The 23,790-nt window shown below is 69.5% G+C and carries 26 protein-coding genes; 9 read left to right on the top strand and 17 right to left on the bottom strand.

Annotated elements, in window-relative coordinates:
• The first annotated feature begins 11 nt into the window (after positions 1–11).
• Together Q0C41_RS11760 and Q0C41_RS11755 are read left to right on the top strand one after the other, a co-directional pair.
• Positions 12–1,199 (top strand): HAMP domain-containing sensor histidine kinase, encoded by a 1,188-nt coding sequence (locus Q0C41_RS11760; RefSeq protein ID WP_291983972.1) that lies wholly within the window; start codon positions 12–14, stop codon positions 1,197–1,199.
• Between the two features lie 72 nt (positions 1,200–1,271).
• Entirely contained in the window at positions 1,272–2,060 is a 789-nt protein-coding gene (locus tag Q0C41_RS11755; RefSeq protein ID WP_291983971.1) for a class I SAM-dependent methyltransferase, read from the top strand.
• 11 nt (positions 2,061–2,071) lie between these two features.
• Here Q0C41_RS11755 and Q0C41_RS11750 read toward each other — a convergent pair whose 3' ends face one another.
• From Q0C41_RS11750 to Q0C41_RS11740, 3 genes are read right to left on the bottom strand one after another with little or no spacing between them, the layout of a single operon-like run.
• Entirely contained in the window at positions 2,072–2,308 is a 237-nt protein-coding gene (locus Q0C41_RS11750) for a hypothetical protein (protein WP_291983970.1), read from the bottom strand.
• Complete coding sequence (locus Q0C41_RS11745; protein ID WP_291983969.1) at positions 2,278–3,039, bottom strand: hypothetical protein; 762 nt, start codon at positions 3,037–3,039, stop codon at positions 2,278–2,280. The genes Q0C41_RS11750 and Q0C41_RS11745 overlap by 31 nt, the downstream gene beginning before the upstream one ends.
• A 15-nt stretch (positions 3,040–3,054) precedes the next feature.
• Positions 3,055–4,002 (bottom strand): bestrophin family protein, encoded by a 948-nt coding sequence (locus Q0C41_RS11740; protein WP_291983968.1) that lies wholly within the window; start codon positions 4,000–4,002, stop codon positions 3,055–3,057.
• Positions 4,003–4,311: 309 nt separating this feature from the next.
• On the opposite strand from Q0C41_RS11740, the gene Q0C41_RS11735 reads away from it, so the two are divergent.
• Together Q0C41_RS11735 and Q0C41_RS11730 are read left to right on the top strand one after the other, a co-directional pair.
• On the top strand, positions 4,312–5,667 hold the full coding sequence (locus Q0C41_RS11735; protein WP_291983967.1) for an ATP-binding protein: 1,356 nt from the start codon (positions 4,312–4,314) through the stop codon (positions 5,665–5,667).
• Complete coding sequence (locus Q0C41_RS11730; protein ID WP_291983965.1) at positions 5,664–6,296, top strand: response regulator transcription factor; 633 nt, start codon at positions 5,664–5,666, stop codon at positions 6,294–6,296. Before Q0C41_RS11735 ends, Q0C41_RS11730 begins: the two co-directional genes overlap by 4 nt.
• Before the next feature lie 16 nt (positions 6,297–6,312).
• On the opposite strand, the gene can is transcribed toward Q0C41_RS11730, so the two are convergent.
• Together can and Q0C41_RS11720 are read right to left on the bottom strand one after the other, a co-directional pair.
• On the bottom strand, positions 6,313–6,978 hold the full coding sequence (can, locus tag Q0C41_RS11725) for a carbonate dehydratase (protein ID WP_291983964.1): 666 nt from the start codon (positions 6,976–6,978) through the stop codon (positions 6,313–6,315).
• 79 nt (positions 6,979–7,057) lie between these two features.
• On the bottom strand, positions 7,058–7,969 hold the full coding sequence (locus Q0C41_RS11720) for a bestrophin family protein (RefSeq protein WP_291983962.1): 912 nt from the start codon (positions 7,967–7,969) through the stop codon (positions 7,058–7,060).
• Between the two features lie 43 nt (positions 7,970–8,012).
• On the opposite strand from Q0C41_RS11720, the gene Q0C41_RS11715 reads away from it, so the two are divergent.
• The gene (locus Q0C41_RS11715; protein WP_367079203.1) at positions 8,013–9,806 is read left to right on the top strand and encodes a glycoside hydrolase family 15 protein; all 1,794 of its coding nucleotides are present in this window, start codon (positions 8,013–8,015) and stop codon (positions 9,804–9,806) included.
• A gap of 21 nt (positions 9,807–9,827) precedes the next feature.
• Here the strand turns inward: Q0C41_RS11715 and Q0C41_RS11710 are convergent, their stop codons facing one another.
• The 3 genes from Q0C41_RS11710 to Q0C41_RS11700 all read right to left on the bottom strand — a co-directional run bounded on the left by Q0C41_RS11710 (position 9,828) and on the right by Q0C41_RS11700 (position 13,448).
• A complete protein-coding gene (locus Q0C41_RS11710; protein ID WP_291983958.1) occupies positions 9,828–10,778 on the bottom strand; it encodes a hypothetical protein in 951 nt (316 codons plus the stop codon).
• A gap of 33 nt (positions 10,779–10,811) precedes the next feature.
• Positions 10,812–12,443 (bottom strand): phosphoglucomutase (alpha-D-glucose-1,6-bisphosphate-dependent), encoded by a 1,632-nt coding sequence (gene pgm, locus Q0C41_RS11705; RefSeq protein ID WP_291983956.1) that lies wholly within the window; start codon positions 12,441–12,443, stop codon positions 10,812–10,814.
• A gap of 123 nt (positions 12,444–12,566) precedes the next feature.
• Positions 12,567–13,448: a PIG-L family deacetylase gene (locus tag Q0C41_RS11700; protein WP_291983954.1), complete on the bottom strand. Its 882-nt coding sequence runs from the start codon at positions 13,446–13,448 to the stop codon at positions 12,567–12,569.
• A gap of 46 nt (positions 13,449–13,494) precedes the next feature.
• On the opposite strand from Q0C41_RS11700, the gene Q0C41_RS11695 reads away from it, so the two are divergent.
• The gene (locus Q0C41_RS11695; RefSeq protein ID WP_291983951.1) at positions 13,495–14,307 is read left to right on the top strand and encodes a ZIP family metal transporter; all 813 of its coding nucleotides are present in this window, start codon (positions 13,495–13,497) and stop codon (positions 14,305–14,307) included.
• 10 nt (positions 14,308–14,317) lie between these two features.
• Here the strand turns inward: Q0C41_RS11695 and Q0C41_RS11690 are convergent, their stop codons facing one another.
• The 8 genes from Q0C41_RS11690 to Q0C41_RS11655 form a co-directional block, all read right to left on the bottom strand.
• Positions 14,318–14,797, bottom strand: coding sequence for an arsenate reductase ArsC (locus tag Q0C41_RS11690; protein WP_291983950.1), 480 nt, complete (start codon positions 14,795–14,797; stop codon positions 14,318–14,320).
• On the bottom strand, positions 14,794–15,846 hold the full coding sequence (gene arsB / locus Q0C41_RS11685) for an ACR3 family arsenite efflux transporter (protein WP_291983948.1): 1,053 nt from the start codon (positions 15,844–15,846) through the stop codon (positions 14,794–14,796). Before arsB ends, Q0C41_RS11690 begins: the two co-directional genes overlap by 4 nt.
• A 17-nt stretch (positions 15,847–15,863) precedes the next feature.
• On the bottom strand, positions 15,864–16,217 hold the full coding sequence (locus Q0C41_RS11680; protein WP_291983947.1) for a metalloregulator ArsR/SmtB family transcription factor: 354 nt from the start codon (positions 16,215–16,217) through the stop codon (positions 15,864–15,866).
• A gap of 379 nt (positions 16,218–16,596) precedes the next feature.
• Positions 16,597–17,475, bottom strand: coding sequence for a non-homologous end-joining DNA ligase (ligD, locus tag Q0C41_RS11675; protein ID WP_291983945.1), 879 nt, complete (start codon positions 17,473–17,475; stop codon positions 16,597–16,599).
• Entirely contained in the window at positions 17,472–18,326 is an 855-nt protein-coding gene (locus Q0C41_RS11670; RefSeq protein ID WP_291983943.1) for a hypothetical protein, read from the bottom strand. Before Q0C41_RS11670 ends, ligD begins: the two co-directional genes overlap by 4 nt.
• 44 nt (positions 18,327–18,370) lie before the next feature.
• A complete protein-coding gene (locus tag Q0C41_RS11665; RefSeq protein WP_291983941.1) occupies positions 18,371–19,105 on the bottom strand; it encodes a DUF1080 domain-containing protein in 735 nt (244 codons plus the stop codon).
• Positions 19,102–19,458 carry a DUF2252 family protein gene (locus Q0C41_RS11660; protein WP_291983939.1) on the bottom strand — a complete coding sequence of 119 codons (357 nt, stop codon included), beginning with the start codon at positions 19,456–19,458 and terminating at the stop codon, positions 19,102–19,104. Before Q0C41_RS11660 ends, Q0C41_RS11665 begins: the two co-directional genes overlap by 4 nt.
• Entirely contained in the window at positions 19,455–20,291 is an 837-nt protein-coding gene (locus tag Q0C41_RS11655; protein ID WP_291983937.1) for a DUF2252 family protein, read from the bottom strand. Before Q0C41_RS11655 ends, Q0C41_RS11660 begins: the two co-directional genes overlap by 4 nt.
• Positions 20,292–20,347: 56 nt before the next feature.
• On the opposite strand from Q0C41_RS11655, the gene Q0C41_RS11650 reads away from it, so the two are divergent.
• Entirely contained in the window at positions 20,348–21,658 is a 1,311-nt protein-coding gene (locus Q0C41_RS11650; protein ID WP_291983935.1) for a hypothetical protein, read from the top strand.
• The gene (locus Q0C41_RS11645) at positions 21,658–22,245 is read left to right on the top strand and encodes a hypothetical protein (protein WP_291983933.1); all 588 of its coding nucleotides are present in this window, start codon (positions 21,658–21,660) and stop codon (positions 22,243–22,245) included. Before Q0C41_RS11650 ends, Q0C41_RS11645 begins: the two co-directional genes overlap by 1 nt.
• On the opposite strand, the gene Q0C41_RS11640 is transcribed toward Q0C41_RS11645, so the two are convergent.
• Positions 22,182–23,048 (bottom strand): DUF72 domain-containing protein, encoded by an 867-nt coding sequence (locus tag Q0C41_RS11640; protein ID WP_291983931.1) that lies wholly within the window; start codon positions 23,046–23,048, stop codon positions 22,182–22,184. The two genes, Q0C41_RS11645 and Q0C41_RS11640, sit on opposite strands and share 64 nt — an antisense overlap.
• Positions 23,049–23,113: 65 nt before the next feature.
• Here Q0C41_RS11640 and Q0C41_RS11635 point away from each other — a divergent pair.
• On the top strand, positions 23,114–23,790 hold a 677-nt coding region (locus Q0C41_RS11635), incomplete at its 3' end, for a winged helix-turn-helix domain-containing protein (RefSeq protein ID WP_291983929.1).

The following is a 23,790-nucleotide window of genomic DNA, read 5'->3' as shown; positions in this document are numbered from 1 at the left end:
CACGCGACCACATGCTCACGACCGACTTCGATGAGGTCATCGCCGACCGCATCTGCGACCAGCATCGCGCCCTCGCGGCTCGCTGGTTCGAGCGCCTCCTCGGCCTGCTGCCGGTGGAGGCGCGCGACATCTTCCCGACCACCAGCCTGCTCGATCACGTGCCGGCGCTGATTCACGAGATCGGCGCCTACGTCCGGCAACCCGAGGACCTCGCGATCGTCGCCAACACCGCCATTCTCGAGAAGGCCCGCGAGCTCGGCGGCCTGCGCCACGAGCAGCGGGCGTCACTGCACCAGGTGTTGCGCGAGTACCAGATGCTGGGCGGCGTGCTCGTCGCCTTCGTGCTCGAGGAGATGGTACGCCTCGAGCTGGCGCCCACCCCGCGCGAGAGCGCCGGGCTGGTGTCACGGCTGCACGAGGCCGTCAACGCGTTGTCGCAGGCCACCGTCGAGACCTTCATCACGCTCTACACCGACACCATCACCGAGCAGACGCAGCGCCTGGAGTCGTTCACGCGCATGGCGGCCCACGAGTGGCGGCAGCCGCTCAGCACCGTGCAGTTCGGCATCACGCTGCTGCGCCATCCGCAGCTGGATGCGCCGCGTGCGCACCGCACGTGGGAGGCCGTCGAGCGCAACGTCGGGCACCTGATCGACGTCACCCGCAAGCTGGAGTCGATCGCGCGGCTGCAGGGGACGCAGGACACGCCACTGGTCCAGCGTGTGTCGCTGACCGCCGTCGCCCAGGAGGCCGCGCGGCAGGTGTTCGACATGGCGGCGGCCCGCGACGTCCGGGTGACGGTGGCGGAGGGCATGCCCGAGGTCACCGTCGACGTGGGGCGCCTCGAGCTGTCGATCGTCAACCTGCTGTCGAACGCCATCAAGTACGCCGATCCCGCCAAGCTGGGCCGGGAGGTGCACGTGTCCGGCGTGCAGGACGCCGACGGCTGGTGCCGCCTCGCGGTCCGGGACAACGGGCTCGGCATCCCGCAGGAGGCGCTCGCGACCATCTTCGAGCGGTTCACGCGGGCCCACGGCGGCCGCGACAGCCTCGCCTACGTCGACGGCCTCGGGCTCGGCCTCGCCATCGTCGACGACAACGTGCGGGCGATGGGTGGCGAGGTGGAGGTGCAGTCGACCGAAGGCACGGGCACCACCTTCACGCTCCGTCTGCCCCTTGCCGGCCTGGCACGCCGCTAGCTGGTAACGGCGCCGGGCCGTCCGGCGTAGTGGTTCATCGAACCAGTGCCAGGAGTCAGCAGAATGCCAGTGATGTCTTTCCTCTCGCGCGGGGTCCTCGCGCTCGCGCTGTCGGCCGTCGCCATGTCCGCGTCCGCGCAGACCGTCCCGGTCGTGGCCGAACCCTTCGAGCCGGTCAGTGGTCAGGCCGGCAAGGACGTCGTCTGGGTGCCGACGCCGCAGTCCACGGTCGACAGCATGCTGGAACTGACCAAGGTCACCGCCAGCGACGTGCTCGTCGATCTCGGATCGGGCAATGGCATCACGGTGATCACGGCCGCGAAGAAGGGCGCCACGGCGATGGGCGTCGAGTTCAACCCCGACATGGTCGCGCTGGCACGACGACTGGCCAGCGAGGCCGGCGTCTCCGACAAGGCCACGTTCGTCCAGGGCGACCTGTTCGAGGCCGACCTGTCGAAGGCCACGGTGATCACGCTGTTCCTGCTGCCCGACATCAACGAACAGCTCAAGCCGAAGCTGCTCGACCTCAAGCCGGGCACGCGCATCGCCTCCAACAGCTTCGACATGGGCGATTGGGAGCCGGACGCCCGCGCGACCTCGTCGCCCTGCACCTCCTGGTGCACGGCGCTGGCCTGGATCGTGCCGGCCAGGGTGGCGGGCACGTGGCAGCTCGGGTCGCAGACCCTGACGCTGACGCAGCAGTATCAGGTCGTGAGCGGCACGCTGGGCACCGCCGCCGTCACCGCCGGCAAGATGAATGGCGCCGACATCACCTTCACCGTCGGCGACCGCACCTACACGGGCCGCGTCGACGGTGGGGTGATGACCGGACAGGGCTGGACCGCGAAGAAGACCAGCTAGACCTGGCCCGCCTACACGCCGCCCGCTGGCTGCGCGTGGAACGTCCGGGCGTCGAAGCCGCTCGCCGCGCTCACCAGCGCAGGGCGGCGTCGCGACACCGCGAGCACCGGCCACTGCCGCGTGGTGGGCTGCGGCCGCCGCGCCAGCGGCCAGGCGGGCGGGGCGCTCGTCGTGTCGACGCAGATCACCGGACGATGCCACGCGTCCAGCGTGTGGCTCAGGCGCCGCGCCAGCCAGCGGCGCCGCACCCACTGCCGCCCATCCACGAACACCACGTCCGCGTCTCGCACTCGCGGTCGATGACCTTCGCCAGCCGGTGGCCGTCGACGACGTGCATGTGCGCCTGCAGGTGACGCCCCGCGGCCAGCTGCTGCACGCGACGCGCGATGGTCGCCTCGTCGAACGGGGGCGCGTACGCCAGTCGCAGCAGCGACCCTTCATCGATGCTCGGCAGCACATGCACCACGTGCAGCGCCGCGCCCATCGTCGCTGCGTAGTCGCAGGCGAGCTTCAGGTGGCCCCAGCCGGGTTCGCCGACGTGCAGGCAGCAGGCGACGCTGCGTGTGGGCCGCGCGCCCTTGACCGGTGCGGCGCCGATGGTCCACATGGGGCCGACCCCCGCATCGAGCAGCTGCGCCCGGATGGAGCTGCGCGTGAAGCGCGGCAGGCCGAGGGGCTCACCGGCCGGCACCATCACGAGGTCCAGTGGGCCTTCCGCCTTCAGCTGGCGTACGACGTCGACGGCGGTGCCGGCCACCACGCGCCGGCGACTGCTCGGATAGCGATCGGCTTCGGGAAAGAAGCTGCGCAGCCGCGCCTCGGCGCTGTCGACCTGCCCGTCGACAGGGTCCAGCGCATGCACGAGCGTGAGCCGCAGCGCCAGGTCGTCGCACATCTGCGCGAGGGCTGGAATGGCCCGGAAGCAGGTGTCGGAGAAGTTGGTGAGGAATGCGACCTCGAGCGGGCGGGCAGGGAACACGGGAGCGGACCTTTCTCAGTAGACGAAGCCGTCGACGGGATGTACCTCGGCAGGGGTGTTCCGCAGGCCGGACGTTTCACGGAGGTTGATTTCGATGGTGCGGGACAGCTGGGTCATCGGCGTGTCGTGCACCGTGTTCTCGAAGGGCGCCTCGATGTCGCGGCCGATCGACTCCAGCGCGATGACGAGGAAGCTGGCCAGCGTCGAGGCCAGCGGCGTCGCCAGCCCCATGCCGCTGACCAGCCCGAAGGGCAGCAGCAGGCAGTAGGCGAGGACGAAGACGCGCGGGAAGAACTCGTACTGTCGCGGCAGCGGCGTGTTCTTGATGCGCTCGCACGCGCCCTGGACGTCGCAGAGCCGCGACAGCGTGGAGTCCAGTTGCACGAGACGATACGAGTCCAGTCGACCCTCGTCGAACAGCACCCGAATGCGCCGGCCGGCGTGCATCAGCAGCCCGAGCGGCACGTTGCGCTGCGTGCGCAGCCAGGCCACGACGGGTGCGCCGACCATCGCCTCGAGCTCGGGGAAGGGGTTCTGCGCCCGCAGATGGCAGCGCAGGGCATGGACGTAGGCGATCTGCCACTCCACCAGGTCGATGGCATCGTGCGGCGCCGCCTCGCGCGCGGCTTCGGCCACCCTGGAGTGCGCCTGCGGCATGTCCGGGTGGCGGGCATCCACCAGGGTCAGCACCTGGCGACCGAAGGTCCGCGATTCGTTGACGAGGGCTCCCCACAACGTCCGGGCTTCCCACCACCGGTCGTAGGCGGAGTTGTTGCGGAAGGCGAGGAAGACGCTCAGCCCGGCGCCCATCATGCCCAGCGGCAGGGAGGGCAGGGCCAGCGCGGTCAGGCCGCCCTTGACGTAGAGGACGGCGACCGTGAGGTCGAACAGGAACAGCAGGCCGAGGCGTCGCGACACGGCGGGCCACACCCGGCGCAGCGGCAGTCGGTCGGTGACGATCACAGCTTCGAGCCTAGGGATTGCCGGCCCGTGTGTCAGCTATCGCGCGGGTCTCTTTCGCCGCGCCGACCCGTGACCACTCGGCACACGCTCGATAGGCGCTCGTCTGGCGCGAGGCTATCTTCTGGCCACCCGGAGGACAGGTTGTGGCGGGCTCTGTGCGGTGCGAAGATCCCGCGAGGGCCCATGGTGGGCCCCCGACCACTCGACATGCCCCTGGTTGGCTCCAGCTATCGCGAGCACGCTCGTGCGTCGGCACCGGTCGCCCCACCAGCACCGGGGCGGCGTCGGTCTGTGCCCTCCTGCGCCGGCATGCTCACGGTCGCGCTGGCGCTGCTGGCGTCGATCATGGCGCTCGAGTGGTACTCCAATCTCGACTATTCGCTCGGCATCTTCTACGTCTTTCCCATCGTCGCCGCGGGCACCGTGCTCTCGCATCGCGAGATGGTGGTGGCGGCGTGCCTCTGTGCGTTCCTGCGCGGCCAGTTCACGGCCCCCCCCTCGCCCATCGAGTCGTATCTGCGCTTCGCGATGGCCACGCTGGCCTATGCCGGCGTCGGCATGCTGATCGTCGAGATGACGCAGCGGCGGCGCCGCGTGGTGCAGGCCTACGAGCAGCTCCGCGTGGAGAAGGCGATGCGCTACCAGGCCGAGCACAGCCTGCGCCTGCTCGCCGAGTCCAGCCCCGCCGGCATCGTGACGCTCGACGCCGCGGGTGAGGTGTTGAGCATCAACCGCGCCGCCCTCGACATGCTCGGCGTCTCGTCTGCCGGTGACCTCGCGGGGGCGACCCTGCAGCAGCAGGTCCCGATGTTCGCCAGCGTGTTGCAGACGCCGACCGACCGCCCGATGCGCGCGTCGGCCACCAGCTGGGCGCGCCGCGCCAACGGCCAGCTGTTTCCGATCACGGTGTGGTTCTCGACCTTCGGCGAGGGACAGGGACGCTGCCTGGCCGGCATTCTCGTCGACACCTCGGAGGAGGTCCGCGACCGCGAGCGCGAGGGATTCCGGCATTTCCACGACTACAACCGCCTGCTCGCCGGCGCCGTGGCCCACGAGATCCGCAACATGTGCTCGGCGATTCGTGTGGTCACCACCAACCTCGGACGCAAGCCCGGGCTCGCCGAGGACGTCGACTTCCGCGCCCTCACCAACCTGGTCGACGGCCTCGGGCGCATCGCCTCGTTCGAGTTGCGCGCGGGGAGCGTGGCCTCGGTGACGGTCGATTTGCACCAGGTGTTCGACCAGTTGCGTGTCGTCATCGAGCCGGACTGGGTCGACATCAACGGCGTGGTGACGTGGCGCCTCGGCGATGCCACGCTGCACGTGCCGGCCGATGCGCACGCGCTGCTGCAGGTGTTCCTCAACCTGACGCAGAACTCGCTCCGCGCCGTGCAGGGGCGCGAGCAGCCCCACCTCGAGATTCACGCCCGACAGGACGTCGATGCCGTGATCGTGAGCGTCATCGACTCGGGCATCGGCGTCCGCGATCCGTCGATCCTGTTCCAGCCGTTTCGTCCGGATGCCGATGGCTCGGGGCTCGGCCTGTACATCTCGCGGGCCGTCGTCCGGACGTTCGGCGGCGAGCTGGAATACGTGCCGGTCGACCGTGGCTGCCGCTTCGATGTGATTCTGCCGCGGGAGTCCGCCGTGTCGGCGGTCGCATGACCCGCCCCATCTCGGTCTTCGTGGTCGACGACCACGCGCTGTTTCGCGAGGGCCTGCTGCGTCTGCTGAGCACCGACCCGCAGCTCGAGGTCGTTGGAGGAGCGTCGTCGCTCGACGAGGCCCTGACCGGGTTGCCGTCCGCGGGCGTCGACGTGCTGATCGTCGACTACGACCTGGGCGACGCCTCGGCGGTGGCGCTGGTCCGGCAGTTGCGCGAGCGGCAGTATGCCGCGCGCATCCTGCTGGTCACCGCCGGCCTGCCCGATCGTGACGCACTCGAACTCGTTCGCCTCGGCATCTCGGGCATCGTCCACAAGCAGCACTCGCCGGAGGCGCTGCAGCGCAGCATCCTCGATGTCGCCAGCGGCGCCGTGCACATCGAGCAGCGCTACCTGCAGTCACTCATTCAGTCGGCCGCCGACGCTCCGGCGCGTCCCCGCCTCACGGCGCGCGAACGCGAGGTCATCCGGTTGCTGCTCGAGGGCCTGTCGAACAAGGAGATTGGCAGCGAGCTCGGCGTCTCCGAGGGCGCCGTCAAGGCCTCCCTGCAGCAGCTGTTCGCCAAGACGGGCGTGCGCACCCGCAGTCAGCTGGTGCGCATCGCCCTCGAACAGCACGACGTGTTGTAGCGGTCGGCCCGCTGGGTCAGACGCCCGTCGTGGCCCGCGCCTGCACCTGCTGCGCCGCGGCCTCGCACACGGGATTGGTCTCGTCATCCGTCGTGACGGTGCACCCGAGGTCACGCAGCAGGCCATCGGCGACGTCGTAGATCCAGCCGTGCACCGACAGGGGCTGTCCGCGCTTCCAGGCGGAGCGGACGATGCTGGTCAGGCACACGTTGCGCACCTGCTCGACGACGTTGAGCTCGCAGAGGCGGGCGACGTGCGTGGCCTCGGTCGCGTCCTGGGCGAAGACGTCGCGATACTTCTCGCGCACGTCCTGGATGTGGCGCAGCCAGTTGTCGATGAGGCCGAGTGACGCCTGGGTGTACGCCGCGTGGACACCGCCGCACCCGTAGTGCCCGACGATCATGACCTCTTCCACCTTCAGCGCCTCGACGGCGTACTGCAGCACCGACAGGCAGTTCAGGTCGGTGTGCACGACGACGTTGGCGACGTTGCGGTGGACGAAGAGCTCGCCGGGGTTCAGGCCGATGATCTGGTTGGCCGGGACGCGGCTGTCCGAGCACCCGATCCAGAGGTACCTGGGGCTCTGCTGCTTCGCCAGCGTCGCGAAGAAGTCGGGGTCGCGATCCTGGATCTCGCGGGCCCAGGTGCGGTTGTTCTCGAACAGTTGGGGCAGCGTGCGCATCCCGCTACGCTAACGCATCTTGCGCGGCGAGGCACCAGTCGCTGCTCGGGATGGCCAAAAGATAGGGGTGCGCCCGTCCTCACGGTCGAGTCGGCGCCGAGCGGCGGGGCGCAAGGAGTTCCCGGGCGTTGGCGTCGATCACCTCGCACAGCCGGTCCAGCGGCAGGTCGTTGATGTCGAGACCGAAGGGTTCCTCGATTTCCTCCGCGATGATCTCCAGGCTGGCGAGCACGTAGAAGATGAACACCACCACGGGGACGGCGATGTAGCCGAGCGTGAAGACGAAGCCGAAGGGCAGCGTCAGCGAGTAGATGACGATGAACTTCTTCAGGAACGACGAGTACGAGTAGGGAATCGGCGTGTTCTTGATGCGCTCGCACGCGCCGCAGATGTCCATGAAGGCGGCCAGATCGCTCGCGAGTCCGATCAGCTGGTCACCGGTGATCGCACCGGCGCGATAGGCCCGGTGCACGCGGTCGTGCAGGAGCGACGCGATCCTGGCCGGCACGTGCATGGCGGGATCCCAGCTGTCCAGTTCGAGTTCTGGATGCTGCGTGGCGTCGAGGGCCAGACGCGTTTTCTCCGATCGCAGGTGTGCGGCCAGCGCCTGCGCGAACGCGGCAATCAGTCGGGCGAAATCCACGCGAATCTGCTGGTCGTCGGCCGGCAGAATCGCGGCGACCTTGATCGCCACATTCCGGCTGACGTTGACCAGCTGGCCCCACTGCTTGCGCGCCTCCCACCAGCGGTCGTAGGCCGTGTTGGTGCGAAACACCAGCAGCATGCTGATTGCGAACCCCATCAGTCCGTGCATGGTCGGCAGGTTGCTGACGAAGTCCTGCCGGGACAGGCGCAGGTACTCGGTCTCCACGTACCCAACGACCCACGTGAAGAGTCCCACGAGGATGAGGACCGGGAGCAGGGCGCGGAACGTGTCGGCGCGGTGGAGGGCGAGTGCAGCAAGCCAGTTGCGCGAGTCGTAGGTGATCATGAGCCGTACCGGCATTCAAACACAGGGGGACACACACAGCGACATGGCCGCGCGCATCGAGGACTACGCACTGATTGGCGACTGCGAGACCGCCGCACTCGTGGGACGGGATGGATCGATCGACTGGCTCTGCGTCCCCCGCTTCGACGCCGGCGCGTGCTTTGCCGCCCTCCTGGGCACACCGGACCACGGCCGCTGGCAGCTCGCCCCCGTCGACCCCGTCGGGCGGGTGACGCGGGCCTATCGCGGCGACACCCTCGTGCTCGACACGACGTTCGAGACGGCCACCGGCAGCGTCACCGTGACCGACTGCATGCCGGTCCGTACGGTGCGCCCCGATGTCGTCCGCCTGGTCCGCGGTGTGCGGGGCCGGGTGCGGATGCGCATGACCCTCACCATCCGCTTCGACTACGGCAGCGTGACCCCGTGGGTGCGGTCCGAGCCCGATGGCCTCTCTGCCGTCGCCGGGCCCGATGCGCTCCGCCTGCGCACACCGGTGTCGCTCGTCGGCGAGGGCTGGACGACCACCGCAGAGTTCGACGTGGTCGAGGGGGCCACCGTCCCGTTCGTCCTCACCTGGTATCCGTCGCACGAACCCGCCCCAGCGCCCATCCTGGATCCGATCCGCGCCGTCGAGCAGACCTGCGCGTGGTGGGAGGCGTGGGCGGCGCGCTGCACCTACGAGGGGGAGTGGCGCGATGCCGTGATGCGTTCGCTCATCACGTTGAAGGCGCTGACATACGGTCCGACCGGGGGCATCGTGGCGGCGCCGACGACGTCCCTCCCGGAACTGCCGGGGGGCGAGCGCAACTGGGACTACCGCTATTGCTGGCTGCGCGACTCGACGTTCACGCTGGCCGCCCTCATGCAGAGCGGCTACGTCGACGAGGCGCGCGCCTGGCGACAGTGGCTGCTGCGTGCCGTGGCCGGACGAGGCGACGAACTGCACATCATGTACGGCCTGGCCGGCGAGCGGCGCCTGCCCGAGCTCGAGTTGCCGTGGCTGCCTGGCTACGAGGCCTCCCGACCCGTGCGCATCGGCAACGGCGCCTACGACCAGTTCCAGCTCGATGTCTTCGGTGAAGTGCTCGACTGCCTCCATCTCGGGCGCCGTCTCGGCCTGCACGACGAGGACGGCGACTGGTACATCGAGCGGGAGCTGCTGACCAGGCTCGAGGCCGTGTGGGCGCAGCCGGACGAGGGCATCTGGGAGGTCCGCGGTCCACAGCGGCATTTCACGCATTCCAAGCTGATGGCCTGGGTGGCGTTCGACAGGGCGCTGAAGGACGTCGAACGGTATGGCTTCGACGGCCCGGTCGACCGGTGGCGCGAGATCCGCGACACGTTGCACCGCGAGATCTGTACCCGCGGCTTCGACACGGCGCGTAACACCTTCGTGCAGTCGTACGACGGCACCGAGGTGGATGCCGCCCTGCTGATGATGGCGGAGGTCGGCTTCCTGCCCGCCACCGATCCGCGTATCGTCGGCACCGTGGCCGCCATCGAGCGCGATCTGGTGCGCGATGGCTTCGTCGATCGCTATCGCACGAGCAGCGGCGTCGACGGCCTCCCGGGCGGGGAAGGCGCATTCGTGCTCTGCACGTGCTGGCTGGCCGACAACTACGCGCTGATGGGGCGCCGCGAGGATGCGCGGCGGGTGTTCGAGCAGTTGCTGGCGGTGCGCAACGACGTCGGCCTGCTGGCCGAAGAGTACGACCCGATCGCGCGTCGGCAGCTGGGCAACTTCCCACAGGCCTTCTCGCACCTCGGGTTGATCAACACCGCGCGCAACCTCACGCAGCGCGACTCGCCGGCGGGGCTGCGCGTCGCGCGCTGAGCGGCGGCGGCATGGCAGGGCTCATCGCAGGTCGATGACGCCCTGGCGTGCCTGACGCTCGAGGTCCTCGGGGGCCAGGGTGTGGGTGGCCAGCCGATGCGGGTTGAAGCGCCCGGTGGTCAGGTACCCAGCGGCCAGGCCGACCGGGACCCACGGCTGCACGGCCGCCAGGGGGATGGAGTACTTCTTGACGCGCAGGAAGGACTCCAGGACGCCGCGGGCACGCGGGCTGGGCGGGCGATGGCCCGGCACCTGTGGGATCACGAAGGCGGTCAGGTCGACGTCGACATGGCGCCTGCCGTAGCGGGCCAGTGCCCTGGCGACCTGCTTGGGCGTCGTCACGCCGAGATCGGCGATGAGGTTGTTGCCAAGGGCGCCGGGGTAGTAGTGGTCGTTGATCACGTCACGGGCGAAATCGGCGCAGTTGCGGAACAGCACGTTGAAGCGGTGGCGGTTCTCGCCGGCGTTGAGCGCCTCGATCAGCCGATCGTCCTGCGCGGCTGTCGTCGTCACCGAGATGGCCACGAACTGCCGGTCGTACGCCGCGCCAATCAACTGCCACCACCGCTGGTGTCTCGTCGCGACGTCGTCGGGGATGAGGTCGCGCAGGTGGGCTTGTCGATACGCCTCGCGAAGTGCCCTGACGTCGGCGGGCGTGGTCGTCACGGGGACGTCGGCGGCCTGCGTGACGCCGTAGAGATAGGGCAGCAGCGGCACGGCGGCCCAGTCGAAGTCGCCGACCTTGTTGTAGCGACTGACCACGGCCCCCACTTCTCCGTCACGGCAGCGCCGCAGCGAGGTGGGCGTGTCGGCACACACGCGGGTCAGGTAGACGCCGACATGACCGGTGGGATTGAACCCCGCCGCTCGCCCATACGGCTCGGCCAGCAGCAGCACCACGTCCGCCGCCGCACGGGAGGATGAGCCACAGAGCAACCATAGGAGGGCCAGGCAGACGAGGCGAAGCGTCACGACAGCATGACGATTCGTGGCGGACATTGGCCGTCAGGCCAGGGCCGCGGTGACGATCACCTGGGCTTCAGCGACGATCTCGGCCAGGTGCGCCGGGCTGGTGAAGCTCTCGGCGTAGATCTTGTAGATGTCCTCGGTCCCCGACGGCCGGGCGGCGAACCAGCCCTGGGCGGTGGTCACCTTGAGGCCACCGATGCCGGCGCCGTTGCCGGGTGCCGTGGTCAGTCGCGCCGTGATGGGATCGCCAGCGAGCGTCGCGGCCGTCACCTTGTCGGCGGTGAGGTGCGCGAACGCCTTCTTCTGCGCGGCCGTGGCCGGGGCATCGAGGCGCACGTAGTGCGGCGTACCGTACTGCGCGGTCAGTTCCTGGTAGTGCGTGCCCGGATCCCGCCCGGTCACGGCGGTGATTTCGGCCGCGAGCAGACCGAGGATGACGCCGTCCTTGTCCGTCGTCCACACCGACCCATCGCGGCGCAGGAAACTGGCGCCCGCGCTCTCCTCGCCGCCGAAGCACAGGCTGCCATCGGCGAGGCCCGGCGAGAACCACTTGAAGCCGACCGGCACCTCGAGCAGCGTGCGCCCGAGGCCGGCGACCACCCGGTCGATCATGCTGCTCGAGACGAGCGTCTTGCCCACGGCGGCGCTGGTCCAGTGCGGGCGATGGCCCAGCAGGTAGCGAATGGCGACGGCGAGGTAGTGATTCGGGTTCATCAACCCGACCGAGGGTGTGACGATGCCGTGGCGGTCGGCGTCGGCGTCGTTGCCCCAGGCGATGTCGAAGCGGTCCTTCAGGTCGACCAGGCTCGCCATCGCGTACGGGCTCGAGCAGTCCATGCGGATCTTGCCGTCGTGGTCGAGGGTCATGAAGCCGAACGCCGGATCGATGGCCGGGTTGACCACGGTGATGTCGAGCCCGTAGCGGCTGGCGATGCGGTCCCAGTAGGCGACGGCGGCGCCGCCCATCGGGTCGATGCCGATGCGCAGGCCCGAGGCCCGGATGGCCTCCATGTCGATCACGGCCCCGAGGTCGTCGATGTAGTCGGTGGCGAAGTCGCGGGTGGAGATGCACGCGGCGGCAATCGCCTGCGCGTACGGCAGGCGTCGGACGCCGGCGAGACCGTCGGCGAGCAGGGCATTGGCCCGCTGCTCGATGCCGCGGGTGACATCGGTATCGGCGGGGCCGCCATGCGGCGGGTTGTACTTGAAGCCGCCATCCTGCGGCGGGTTGTGCGACGGCGTGATGATCAGGCCGTCGGCCAGCGCGTCTGGCGTGGCGGCGTTGTGGACGAGAATGGCGCGGGAGATGACGGGCGTCGGTGTGTAGCCCTCGTCGGCCTGCAGCACCGTCGCGACGCCGTTGGCGGCGAGCACCTCGATGGCGCTGCGTTGAGCCGGGTCCGACAGCGCATGCGTGTCCTTGCCGATGAACAGTGGTCCGGTGATGCCCTGGCTGGCGCGGTACTCGCACACGGCCTGCGTGATCGCGAGGATGTGCGCCTCGTTGAAGCTGCGGCTGAGCGAACTGCCGCGGTGGCCGCTGGTGCCGAAGGCCACCCGCTGGGTGGCGATCGCCGGGTCCGGGACGTCGGCGTAGGCGGCCAGCAGGGCCGGAACGTCCATCAGCATGTCGGTGGGGACGCGCGTGCCAGCGAGGGGGTGGGCCATGGCCCTCACCATATGGCAGGCGTTGCGCTCACGACAAGGGCGAGGGTGGGAATGCCGCAATGCCGTCATGCCGCAATGCGGGCATGCGGACAGGCGAAGGAGGAAGGAGGAAGGAGGAAGGGGTTAGCCCTGGCGCCACTGCTCGAGCCGTCGCTGCAGCGTCGTCAGGTTCGAGGCGCTGGTGAGGAGGGGCGGCAGGTCGCGGGTCAGGTCGTCGAGCGACGGGACGGCGCCCCACGCGGTGACCCGGAACACCTCGACCACGCGGTCCGAGTCGATGCCGAGTTCGCGGTTCCGGCGGAGGAACCGCTGGCGCAGCATCGTCTGCCAGGCCTCCAGGGAGGCCGGCGGGGCCATGTCATGGCGACCGACCCACGGCAGCCATTCGGCGATCTGCGACTGGTGGCACCACGTCATCTCGGCGATCGCCTCGAAGGCCTCCTCGACGTCGATGGCGATGTCGTGGGCGTTGGCCCCGAACATGTAGCCGTCGTACACCGTGAGGATCACCGGCACCTTGCAGGGCGCGGACTGTGTCTCGTCGGCCGGGTACTCGGGCGTGAAGGCGTGCGGGACGTTGATCATGTAGGCCACACGGCGCACGGCCTCGGCGATGGTCTCGTGATCGTTGTGAATGCCGGCGAGCGGATCGGCGGCGAGCGGCGGGCAGAAGAGATAGTCCGGCTCGACGTCGCGAATCGTCTTCCAGAGGGCGGCCAGCAGGTCGGGTGTCACCTGCAGGCACGCCTCGCGCGGCGGCTCACCGTTCGGCAGGCGCAGCACGTCGACGCTGTAGTGGCCGATGCGCGCCGAGGCGGCCTGTTCCTCGAGGCGCAGGCGGCCGGTCTCCTCGCGGGTGCGGGCGTGATGGCCGGCCTTGCCATCGGTGCAGACGACCACGCGGGCCTCGAAGGCGTCGCCGAGCCTGCGGCGCCAGCGTTCGAAGGTGCCGGCGGCGGTGAATTCGTAGTCGTCGAAGTGCGCGTGGAGGAACAGGACCTTCATCTGGCAGACACACTAGCAGAGACGGCCGATCCCGTAGTATCACGACATGCTCGAGACCCTTTCGACATGGCCCGCGGTGTGGCAGGCGCTGGCCGCCACGACGTTCACATGGGGACTGACCGCGATCGGGGCAGGCGCCGTCTTCTTCTTCAAGGACGTCAGCCCCAAGGCGCTCGACGCCTCGCTGGGCTTCACCGCCGGCGTCATGATCGCGGCAAGCTTCTGGTCGCTGCTCAACCCCGCCATCGCCCTCTCGGAGGAGATGGGCATGGTCAAGTGGGTCCCGCCGCTCATCGGGTTCCTGGCCGGCGCGTTCTCCATGCGGCTGGTCGATTACCTGTTGCCCCACGTCCACCTCTTCGGTCAGGTCGAGGAGGCCGAGGGCGTCACGACGCGCTGGCGCAAGACCACGCTGCTGGTGCTGGCCATCACCCTGCACAACATCCCGGAAGGGCTGGCCATCGGCGTGGCCTTCGGGGCGGTCGCGGCCGGCTTCGACTCGGCCAGCTTCCCCGCGGCGGTCGCGCTGGCCATCGGCATCGGCATCCAGAACTGTCCCGAGGGCACGGCGGTGTCCGTCCCGCTGCGGCGCGAGGGCCTGTCGCGCCTGAAGGCCTGGTGGTACGGGCAACTCTCGGCCACGGTCGAGCCGGTCGCGGCCGTGGTCGGCGCGCTGGCGGTGATGACCATGCGGCCCATCCTCCCGTACGCCCTGGCCTTCGCCGCCGGGGCCATGATCTTCGTCGTGGTCGAGGAAGTCATTCCCGAGTCGCAGCGCGGCGGCAACAGCGATCTGGCGACGCTTGGCGCGATGGTCGGCTTTGCCGTGATGATGACGCTCGACGTGGCGCTGGGGTAGCGCGCACCGGCTACGAGATCTCGGTGCCGATGCGATCCATCGCCTGCTGCAGGCGTCCCCGATCGTCCGCGAGAGTGTCGAGCGGCAGCGCGAACAGGGCCTCGATGCGCGCACGCAGGATCCTGTAGGCGGTCACGAACGCCGCATCGACGACCTCGTCCGTGCCGGTGACGTGCGCCGGGTCCTCGACGCCCCAGTGCGTGCGCAGGACCGGACCGAGATACGCCGGGCAGGTCTCACCGGCCGCGCTCGCACACACCGTGATCACGACGTCTGGGGTGACCGGCAGTCCGTCCCACGACTTGCTGTGCAGCCCCTCGGTGCTGATGCCCTCGCGCTGCAGCAGCGCCAGCGACCGCGGATGCACGGTGCCGGTCGGGCGACTGCCCGCGCTCATCGCGCGCCAGCCGTCGGGGGCGAGGTGGTTGAAGGTGGCCTCGCCGAGAATCGACCGGCACGAGTTGCCGGTGCAGAGGAACAGGACGTTCACGACAGCACTCCCTGGGGCTCGGGGAACCAGTGGCGGGTGCGGGTGCACACCGCACAGACCGACAGCATCACGGGCACTTCGATCAGCACGCCGACCACCGTCGCGAGCGCCGCACCCGACTCGGGCCCGAACAGCGCGATGGCCGTGGCCACGGCCAGCTCGAAGAAGTTGCTGGCGCCGATCAGCGCCCCCGGCGCCGCGATGGCGTATTCGACGCGAAACAGCCGCATGAGCCCGTAGGTCAATGAGGCGTTGAAGTAGACCTGCAGGAGGATCGGCACGGCGATGAGCGCGACGTGCAGCGGCTTGCCGGTGATGTTGTCGGCCTGGAAGGCGAAGATGGAGATCAGCGTCGCCAGCAGGGCGACCATGCTCACCGACGAGAAACGCGGCAGCAGCACCTGGTCGAACCACGCACGGCCCCGCGTGCGGACGAACCACTGGCGCAGCAGCACGCCGGCCACCAGCGGGATCACGATGAAGACCAGCACCGAGTACAGCAGGACCTGGAACGGCACCACGAGCGAGGAGGCACCGCTCACCAGGTAGCGCACGATGGGAGCGAACAGCACCAGCATCAGCAGGTCGTTGACCGAGACCTGGACGAGCGTGTAGGCCGGGTCGCCATCGGAGAGGTGGCTCCACACGAACACCATGGCGGTACACGGCGCCGCGGCGAGGATGATGCAGCCGGCGATGTACTGGTCGGCATCGGCGCTGCTGATCCAGCCACTGAAGAGGACGCGGAAGAACAGCCAGGCGATCAGCGCCATCGAGAACGGCTTCACGAGCCAGTTCACGACCAGCGTCACGAACAGGCCGCGCGGCCGCCGGCCAACGCCGCGGATCGCCGCGAAGTCGACCTTCATCATCATCGGCGTGATCATCAGCCAGATCAGCACCGCGATCGGGATGTTGATCTGACTGCCGCTGCCGAACTCCAGGCTGCGCAACGTGTCCATCACGCCGGGGGCCGCCTTGCCGAGCAGCACACCCGCGATCATGCAGATGCCGACCCAGAGGCTCAGATAGCGTTCGAAGACACTCATGCTCGTGGTTCCCGGCGCTACAGCGCCTGCAACAGGGACTTCAGGCGTCGCAGCGCGGCGGGTGCGATGCAGTAGCCGATGCGCGGCCCGCGCTCGTTGGTGACGACCAGGCCGGCCGCCTTCAACACCCGCAGATGCTCGGACACGGTCGATTGCGCCAGCGGCAGTTCATCGACGATGTGACTGCACATGCGCGCGTCCTTGCGCGCCAGCATCCGGACGATGCGGACGCGGACCGGGTGGGCGAGGGCCTTGGCCAGACCGGCCAGTTCCTCGTCGGCCTCGGGCGAGTCTGCCGGGGCGAGACCTGTGTCTGCCGTCGTCGTCGCCGGTGGGCAACAGAGGGTGTCAGTGGGGGCGCGTCGGGGCATCTGTCATCGCCAATCGTCGATTGACGATAGCTCGGACCCGCGACACCGTCAAGCGGACGAGGTGGCCGGACGTGAGCAGTCGCAGGCCGTGGCCTGGCGGGCATGGCACCCGCGGCGCGACTCTGCTGTATGCGTTCTGAACAGGCGTCGTCGCTCGCACCAGGCACGAGTCGTCGAGCGACCGCAATCCGGTGCGGCGGGCGCGACGCCCGCCAGTATGCCTGGCGGTGACCGCTACGTGATCACGCCCAGCAACAGGTAGATCACGATGCCGCCGATGAGTCCGAAGCCAAGCAGCTTGGCCAGTGCGTATGCGCCGAGGAGTCTGAACATGTCCGGGCCATTTGCAAGGGCGGTGCCGACGCCGCCCGCGCCCGGCTCAGGACGTCAGCCGCGCCTTCACCTTCGCGGTGGCCGCCTTCACCGATCGGCCGCGACGATGCAGGTCTGCCCAGACGTCGCCGAGGGCATCCACGCGTGCCGGCATCGTGCGCAGCGTGAACGAGCCCGGGCTCACCGTCCCCGACGCCACCTCGTCCCACGTGCACGGGGCCGACACCGGCGCACCGGGCTTCGCGCGTACCGTGTACGCCGCCGCGAACGTCGCGCTGTAGCCGTTGCGACCCGTGTCCACGTAGATGCGCCCGGCGCGGTCGGCCTTGCTGAACTCCTGCGTCAGCGTGTCTGGGCTGAGGCGGACCGCCAGGGTGCCAACGGCATCGGCGAACCATGCCGCCTCTCCCGTGGTGGCGTTGCCGTCCAGCGGCACGACGATGTGGAAGCCCTTCGAGCCGGTGGTCTTGATCCACGACGGCAAGCCGAGCGTGTCGAGCAGGTCACGCAACGCCAGCGCCGCCCGCCGCACTGCCGCCGGATCATCGTCGCCGGACGGATCGAGGTCGAAGACACACAGGTCCGGGCGATCCAGGTCAGGCAGTCGGGAGGTCCACACGTGCTGCGTGATCGTGTTCTGGTTGGCCACCCACTGCAGCGCGGCCTCGTCGTTGACGACGGCATGGTGCACGACGCCGTCCTTCTTCGGCACCTCGACGCGCGGCAACCACGCAGGGAATCCCTTCGACACATCCTTCTGCCAGAAGCCCTTGGCGGCGATGCCGCCCGGATAGCGTTCCATCGTCAACGGCCGCCCGCGCAGGTGCGGCAGGATGACGGGCGCCATCACCTCGTAGTAGGCCGCCACCTCGCCCTTCGTGATGCCGTCGTCGGGAAACAGGACCTTGTCGGGATGCGTGATCACGGCTCCTCCCTGACGACGTCGCGCGGGGCCTTGTCGGCACGGACCCCGATCAGCCGAGGGTGACGCAGCTTGTCGTTGTCGGTCCACTCGAGGAACGACACCTGTACGACGATGCGTGGCGTCACCCAGTGTGTCCGCAGCCGCGGCAGGCCCACCGCCCGCGTGAACGGGCTGGCCTCGACTTCGATCGCGTCGAGGCGACGTCGCAGGTCGAGCAGCAGGGCCGTGTCGAAGCCCGTGCCGATCTTGCCGGCGAACACGAGGTCCGTGCCGTCGTGGTACCCGATCAGCAGCGCACCGAGGCCGACACGGGCACCCTGCGGCTCGGTGAAGCCACCGACGACGAACTCCTGCGAGCGCTCGCACTTCATCTTGAGCCAGTGCTTCGAGCGGCGGTGCTCGTAGGGGGAGCCGCGACGCTTGGCGATGACGCCCTCCCAGCCTTCGCGCCTCGCGCGGTCCCACGGGTCGGCATCGTCGAGCAGGTCCACCCGCTGCAGCGGTGCCTCGAGCGGGAGGGCCTGCAGCCGGGCGCGTCGTTCCTCGAGGGGCCGCGTCGTCAACGGCTCGCCGTCCAGCCACAGGATATCGAAGACGTGGTAACCGCTGAGCCCGTCCCAAGCGACTTCGCCGTCGAGGATCGCGTCGTGGACGGGCAACCGCGCGATCGCCCCGGCCACGCCGGGCAGGTGCTGGGGCAGGCGGTTGCGGGAGTAGAGCCGCACGTCGTCGCCGCGCTTGTAGGCCAGCAGACGGATGCCATCGAACTTGCGTTCGAAGAGCCACTCCTCACCCGCGCCGAACCGCTCCTGTGTGAGCGTGGCGGCCATCGGCTCGAGCCAGTCGGGCATCTCGGCGGCAGTGGGCGGCAGAATGCCCAAGTCTAGCGCGCCGGCTATCTGTCGAGCGGTGTGACCTCGACCGTGCGGAAGTGGATCTCGCCGCCCTCGGACTGCAGGGCGATGCGGCCGGGCATCACCTGCGCGCCCGTCACCTCGTTGACCGCGCGTCCGTTCATGACAACGGTGATCGAGGGGCCGTCGACGGTGATCTCGTAGCGGTTCCACTCGCCTTCGGGCTTCTCGGCAGCCGCCAGCGCGCTGAAGGCGATCATGTCGCCGACCAGCGGTCGGGCCTTGCCCTCGCGCCGACGTGCCGGGTCGCCGTCGAGCGCGCGGCCCCAGAAGCCGAGCACCTCGCCCGCGACCCCGACCTTCAGCTGCACTTCGTAGGAGGGCGGAATGCCCTGCGGTTCCGGCGTCACCCGGAGCAGGACGCCGCTGTTGGGCACCGCGCCGAGCCTCGCTGCCGCGCCGGACGGCCAGCGCCACTCGACGACCAGTCGGAAGTTCGTGAACGCGGCGTTCGTGTAGAGGTAGCCCAGCGACTGGCCCTTGCACACGAGCACGCCGTCGCGCACGCTCCAGACGTCGGTGGCGGGCACGGTCGCGTCCACGAGGACGTGGCTCCAGCCGCCGAGATCCGTGCCATTGAACAGGCGGATGGCCGGGGCCTCTGCGGAGACGCGGGTGCTGGAGGAGGGAGTGTCGCTCGCGGCGGCGGCGAGCAGCCCGCCGGTCGCGAGGGTGAACGTGACGACCAGTACGGCAGGTACCTGTCGACGCATCATGCTCGCATCATACGCCTCGACGGTTCAGGTGGCGGCAGCATCCTCGTGATCGCTCCCGAGTCGTATGCCCGGCTGAAGGCCGACCACTGGTCGAGTGCACGCTCGCTGCATCGCACGGCGAGCGCCGGCAGCGCGCGCTGCCAGTGGGCACGCGCCACATAGCGCTGGAGTTCCTCGGGTGTACACGCACCGTGTCGATAGCAGGTCCGGAGGTGGGCCCACGCCGTGACCGCGCTCATGCTGTCCACCACCGACTCCAGGCGGTCGATGCGGCCGTCCCACGTGCCGAGGTCCAGGCGGTCGATCATCGGCTGGAGTTCCTTCAGCACGAACGACCGTCCGCCCAGGCTCACGGCGTGCAGCAGGGCCAGCGGACGGCGCCTCGTCCTCGTGCGACCGGCAGGGCCGATGGGGCGGCGCGCTTGAGGTCGAGCAGATAGTTGCCGCGCGGCGACCCCTTGCCTTCCACGAGGACGACGTACCGCTCGAGTCCGAGACTGCCCTTGCCCGCGACGCGCCAGGCGGCGTCCAGGACGCGATAGAAGTGTGGCTGGCCCTGCTCGATGCCGAAGCGTTCGACGAGCGTCGTGAGCTCGGCGCGTCGTGCGGCATCGATGGGCAGCGCCCTGTCGGTCAGCCGCAGCCGCCGGACACCGGCCGTCCTCACCGTGCGTGCCTTCAGCAACTGGAGCCGCGTGCGGCCGGTCACCTTGCCGAGCAGATCCCGCACCATGCCGTCCGCCGTCGACCGTTCGAGCCAGCGGGCCTTCCCGTCGAGGATCCACGCGCGATAGCCGTCGATGAACCGCTCGCCCAGGGCCTCGGCCTCTCGCGTCGTCAGGCGCAGGTGCGCAGCGACGTGGATGCTGGTGACGAACCGCAGCACGTCGAGGGTGAACGGGGCCAGCGTCGCCTCGTCGAAGTCACTCAGGTCGAAGTACGCGAGGCGATTGTCGCCCTTGTACACCCCGAAGTTCTCGAGATGCAGATCGCCGCAGACCAGCAGCGCCGGCGCCGCGGCGAGCACGGCGTGGCGCGGCAGTGTCTCGTGGAACAGGTGACAGGTGCCCCGGTAGAACGCGTAGGCATCCACCCGCAGGAGGGCGAACTTGCGCCGCAGCATCTCGGGGTCGCGCCCGCGGTTGTAGTCGAGGATGGACGTCGCGACGCGATCGGGCTTGGACATGCGCAGGAGCCGGCCCACGCCAGCGGACGCTATGATAGCCGGCCACTGACACGCACATGAACGCCCTCAAGGTCCTGCTGTTCATTCCCCTCGCCTGCGTCATGGTGCCGCTCGCGGTCATCATCGCCGTGCTGCGGCTCGTGGTGACGGGGGCCAACATGCTGTGGACGACGGCGCGAGTGCTGGTCGCCACGCCGCGCCTGCCGCCGTCGTCGACGAGGCTGACCGATGACCAGCTCGCCTCGACGGCGCCGATTGTCTGCTTCGTGCACGGCACGTTCGCGTCGGGGGCCCCGTGGACCGCGTCCGATGGACGACTGGCCAGGGCCATCGCCAGACGGGTCGACGGCCTTGGGACGGCGGCGATCTTCCAGCGGATCGAATGGTCGGGCGCCAATACGGTCGCCGCGCGCTGCGCCGCCATCGCCGACCTCGAGCAGCACCTCGCCCGTATCTTCGACCGGAACCCGCATCGTCGCGTGTGCGTGATCGGCCACAGCCATGGTGGCAACGTGGCCCTGAAGGCCGCGCAGCGTTTCGGCGCCCACGAGGGTCTGGCGGTCGTGACACTGGCAACGCCGTTCATCATCGCGCAGGTGCGCCAGGATGCCGCCGTGATCGGTGTGTTGATGCGGCTCCTGGTGCTCCTGTCCGTCCTGGTGCCTTGCGCCGTCGGCGTGGTGCTGCTCACGGGCCTGTGGAAACTGGTCCCGGTGGCGGTCGTCCTCGTCGCCGTGGCACTGCTGGGGCGGGCCATCGTGCGCCAGGCGACGACGCGGGACCCGTCGGCGGATGCCCTCCTGCGCAGCGTGCCCGATCTCGAGACCCTGGCGACGCTCGTCGCGAGAACGTTTATCGTCAGTCGCACCGGCGATGAGGCCGACGGCCTGTTGAAGCTGGCCTCGTTCGTCAACGGCTGGATTGCGCAGACGCTCCGGGGCAGCCAACCGTTCGGCGAACTGTCCCGGATGTTGGCGCTGGCGCTCGAGGTGGTGGCCCGGACGGCATCATCGTCCACCCGCCCAGGCATGCGCATGGTCCGGCCCGGCGTCCGCGACGCACTTGCGTTCGTCGGCGCACAGTACCGCCTGAGTCGCCAGTGGCCAGAGATCGCCGGGGTACTGGCCGGGCTGACCCTGCTGGCGCTGTTGCGTGTCGCCTTTGGCACGAACTCGGGACTGCTGGCGACGACCACCGTCGTGACCTCGAGCGAGACGCCGCCGGGCCAGTGGCAGCACGTGCAGACGCTCGCGTCGAGCCATCCGACCGACACCGTCGTGAGTCACTCGCAGATCTACGGTGACGATGCGGTGTGCACGCTCGTGGCCGTATGGGTGGAGCAGCGGCTGATCGGGAAGGCCGAGTGATGACGCCTCGCATGTTCCTGCTGTCGCCAGCCAACGCCGCCGGGCCGCGCGGGCGCCTCCTCCGGACCTCTTCCCACGTGCCTCTCGCGACGCGCCTCCGAGCCGGCGAGCGGGTCCCCATCGGCGAGGTCTACACGTTCATCAGCGCCTTGTACTTCCGCGGCAAGCTGGCGTACGCCAACGCCTTCGCGCCCCGGCGCAGCTTCGTCATCACGCCCTGCCTGGGGCTGCTTGCGCCGTCAACACCGGTGGGCGAGCAGGAGCTCGACGCACTGGCGAGCGTGCCCATCGATGCGACTGAGCCGCGGTACCTCGAGCCGCTGCTGCGTGATGTCACAGCACTCGCACGCGAGTGGCCGGGTGACGTGGTGCTGCTCGGCAGCATCGCGTCGCCCAAGTACACGCAGCCGCTCGTCGACGTGCTCGGCAGCCGCCTCGTCTTTCCCGCAACGTTCGTCGGCCGGGGCGACATGAGCCGGGGCGGTGTCCTGCTGCGCGCCGTGAGAGCGGGCGAGGAACTCGACTACATCCCGGTGTCCGGTGCAGTCCTGCGCGGCACGCGACCACCGAAGCTGCCGACGCCGTGAGCGGACGGTGGCAGGCCATCGCCAGGCAGCAGGCGGCTGCGAAGCCGGCGTGCGTCCTCGGGCGCCTGCGCATCGATGTCGTTGTTGAAGAAGGCGAAGACATCGCCACCGCTCGCGAGATGCGAGTGCAGGAATGCCGCCCAGTCGTCAAGCACGCGGTCCGGATAGCGGCCGGAATACCGTCCTGTTCCGCCGTGGAATCGCACATAGACCGTGCGGCTCGTGATGGCGCGGGCGGCGCTGCCCTGCGGGCCTCCGGGCATGTCGTGCAAGCAGATACCGACGTCGTGCGCGCGCAGGAGGTCCAGGACGTCGTCGGTGACCCCTGTCTCATGCCGGAACTCGATGACATGCCGGAGCGGGCCGACTCGTGGCCCGTCCTCGGCCGGCGTCATGCGCGGCAGCGCCGCGAGGAACGTCGACAGCCTCTGCACGTCCGGCATCCACCGGGGCGGAAGTTGATACAGGAGGGGACCGAGACGTGTGCCCAGGTGCTGCGCATGCTCGAGCAGGCGATGCAGCGGCTCGGCAGGGTCCTTCAGCTTCTTCATGTGTGTCAGATAGCGGCTGGCCTTGACCGCGAACAGGAATGGCGGCGGCACCCGTTCGCTCCAGGCGGCGAACGTCTCCGGCGCTGGAAGGCGATAGAACGAGTTGTTCAGCTCGACGCAATCGAATGCGCTGGCGTACGCTTCGAGCCACGCCCGCCGCGGCACATGCGCGGCGTGGAATCGTGCGCGCCAGTGCGGGTAGTCCCAGCCCGAGCAGCCGACGCGAATCTCGCACGCCATGCCAAGCGACATTGGCGAATCGCGTGCCAGACGTGCTGTCCCCCCGTTGCGTACGGCTCTGCTCTAGAATCCGTCGGGTGCTCGACTTCGGTCCCTTCCGCATCGACCGCCGGACCTGCGTCCTGAGCCGCGACGGCGCCACGGTGCCGCTGTCGCCGAGGTTGGTCCAGGTGCTCGCCTGTCTCGCCGATGCCCGCGGCGCGCTCGTGACACGGGAGCTGTTGCTCGAGCGCTGCTGGCCCGACGTGATCGTCGCCGACAACACGCTGACCCGGGCCATCGCCGACATCCGGATCGCCCTCGGCGATTCTCCAGGCGCCCCCACCTACATCCAGACGCTGGCGCGCCGCGGCTACCGTTTCGTGTCGCCCGTTGCCGATGCCGCGGTGCCACCCGAGACTGGCCGGGAAGGCGTCGTGCCGGTCTCGGATGCGGTGGCTGGACTCGAGCCCTTCCTGGCGTGGGAGCGCGGACGTGCGGCACTCGAGTCGTTGAGCGTCGCGGCCCTGCCGGCCGCGGCCGAGGCGTTCAGTCGGGCGGTGGCCGGCGCCCCGCACTATGCCGCCGGCTACGCCGGGCTGGCCAACGCCCACGTCTTCCGTTTCGAGGCCTCGCGCGTCGACGACGTCCCCGATGTCGAGGCGCTGGCGTCGGCGGTGGCCGCGGCGACGCGAGCGACCGAACTCGATCCGACGCTGGGCGAAGGCTGGGCGGCGCTCGGGCACGCGCTGGCCGGGGCCGGACGCGCCGAGCG

Origin of the sequence: Luteitalea sp., assembly GCF_022842525.1 — a bacterium.
Classification (GTDB): Bacteria; Acidobacteriota; Vicinamibacteria; order Vicinamibacterales; family Vicinamibacteraceae; genus Luteitalea.
Note: the sequence above shows the minus strand (reverse complement) of the source record. Positions and strands in the feature narration are given on the sequence as shown.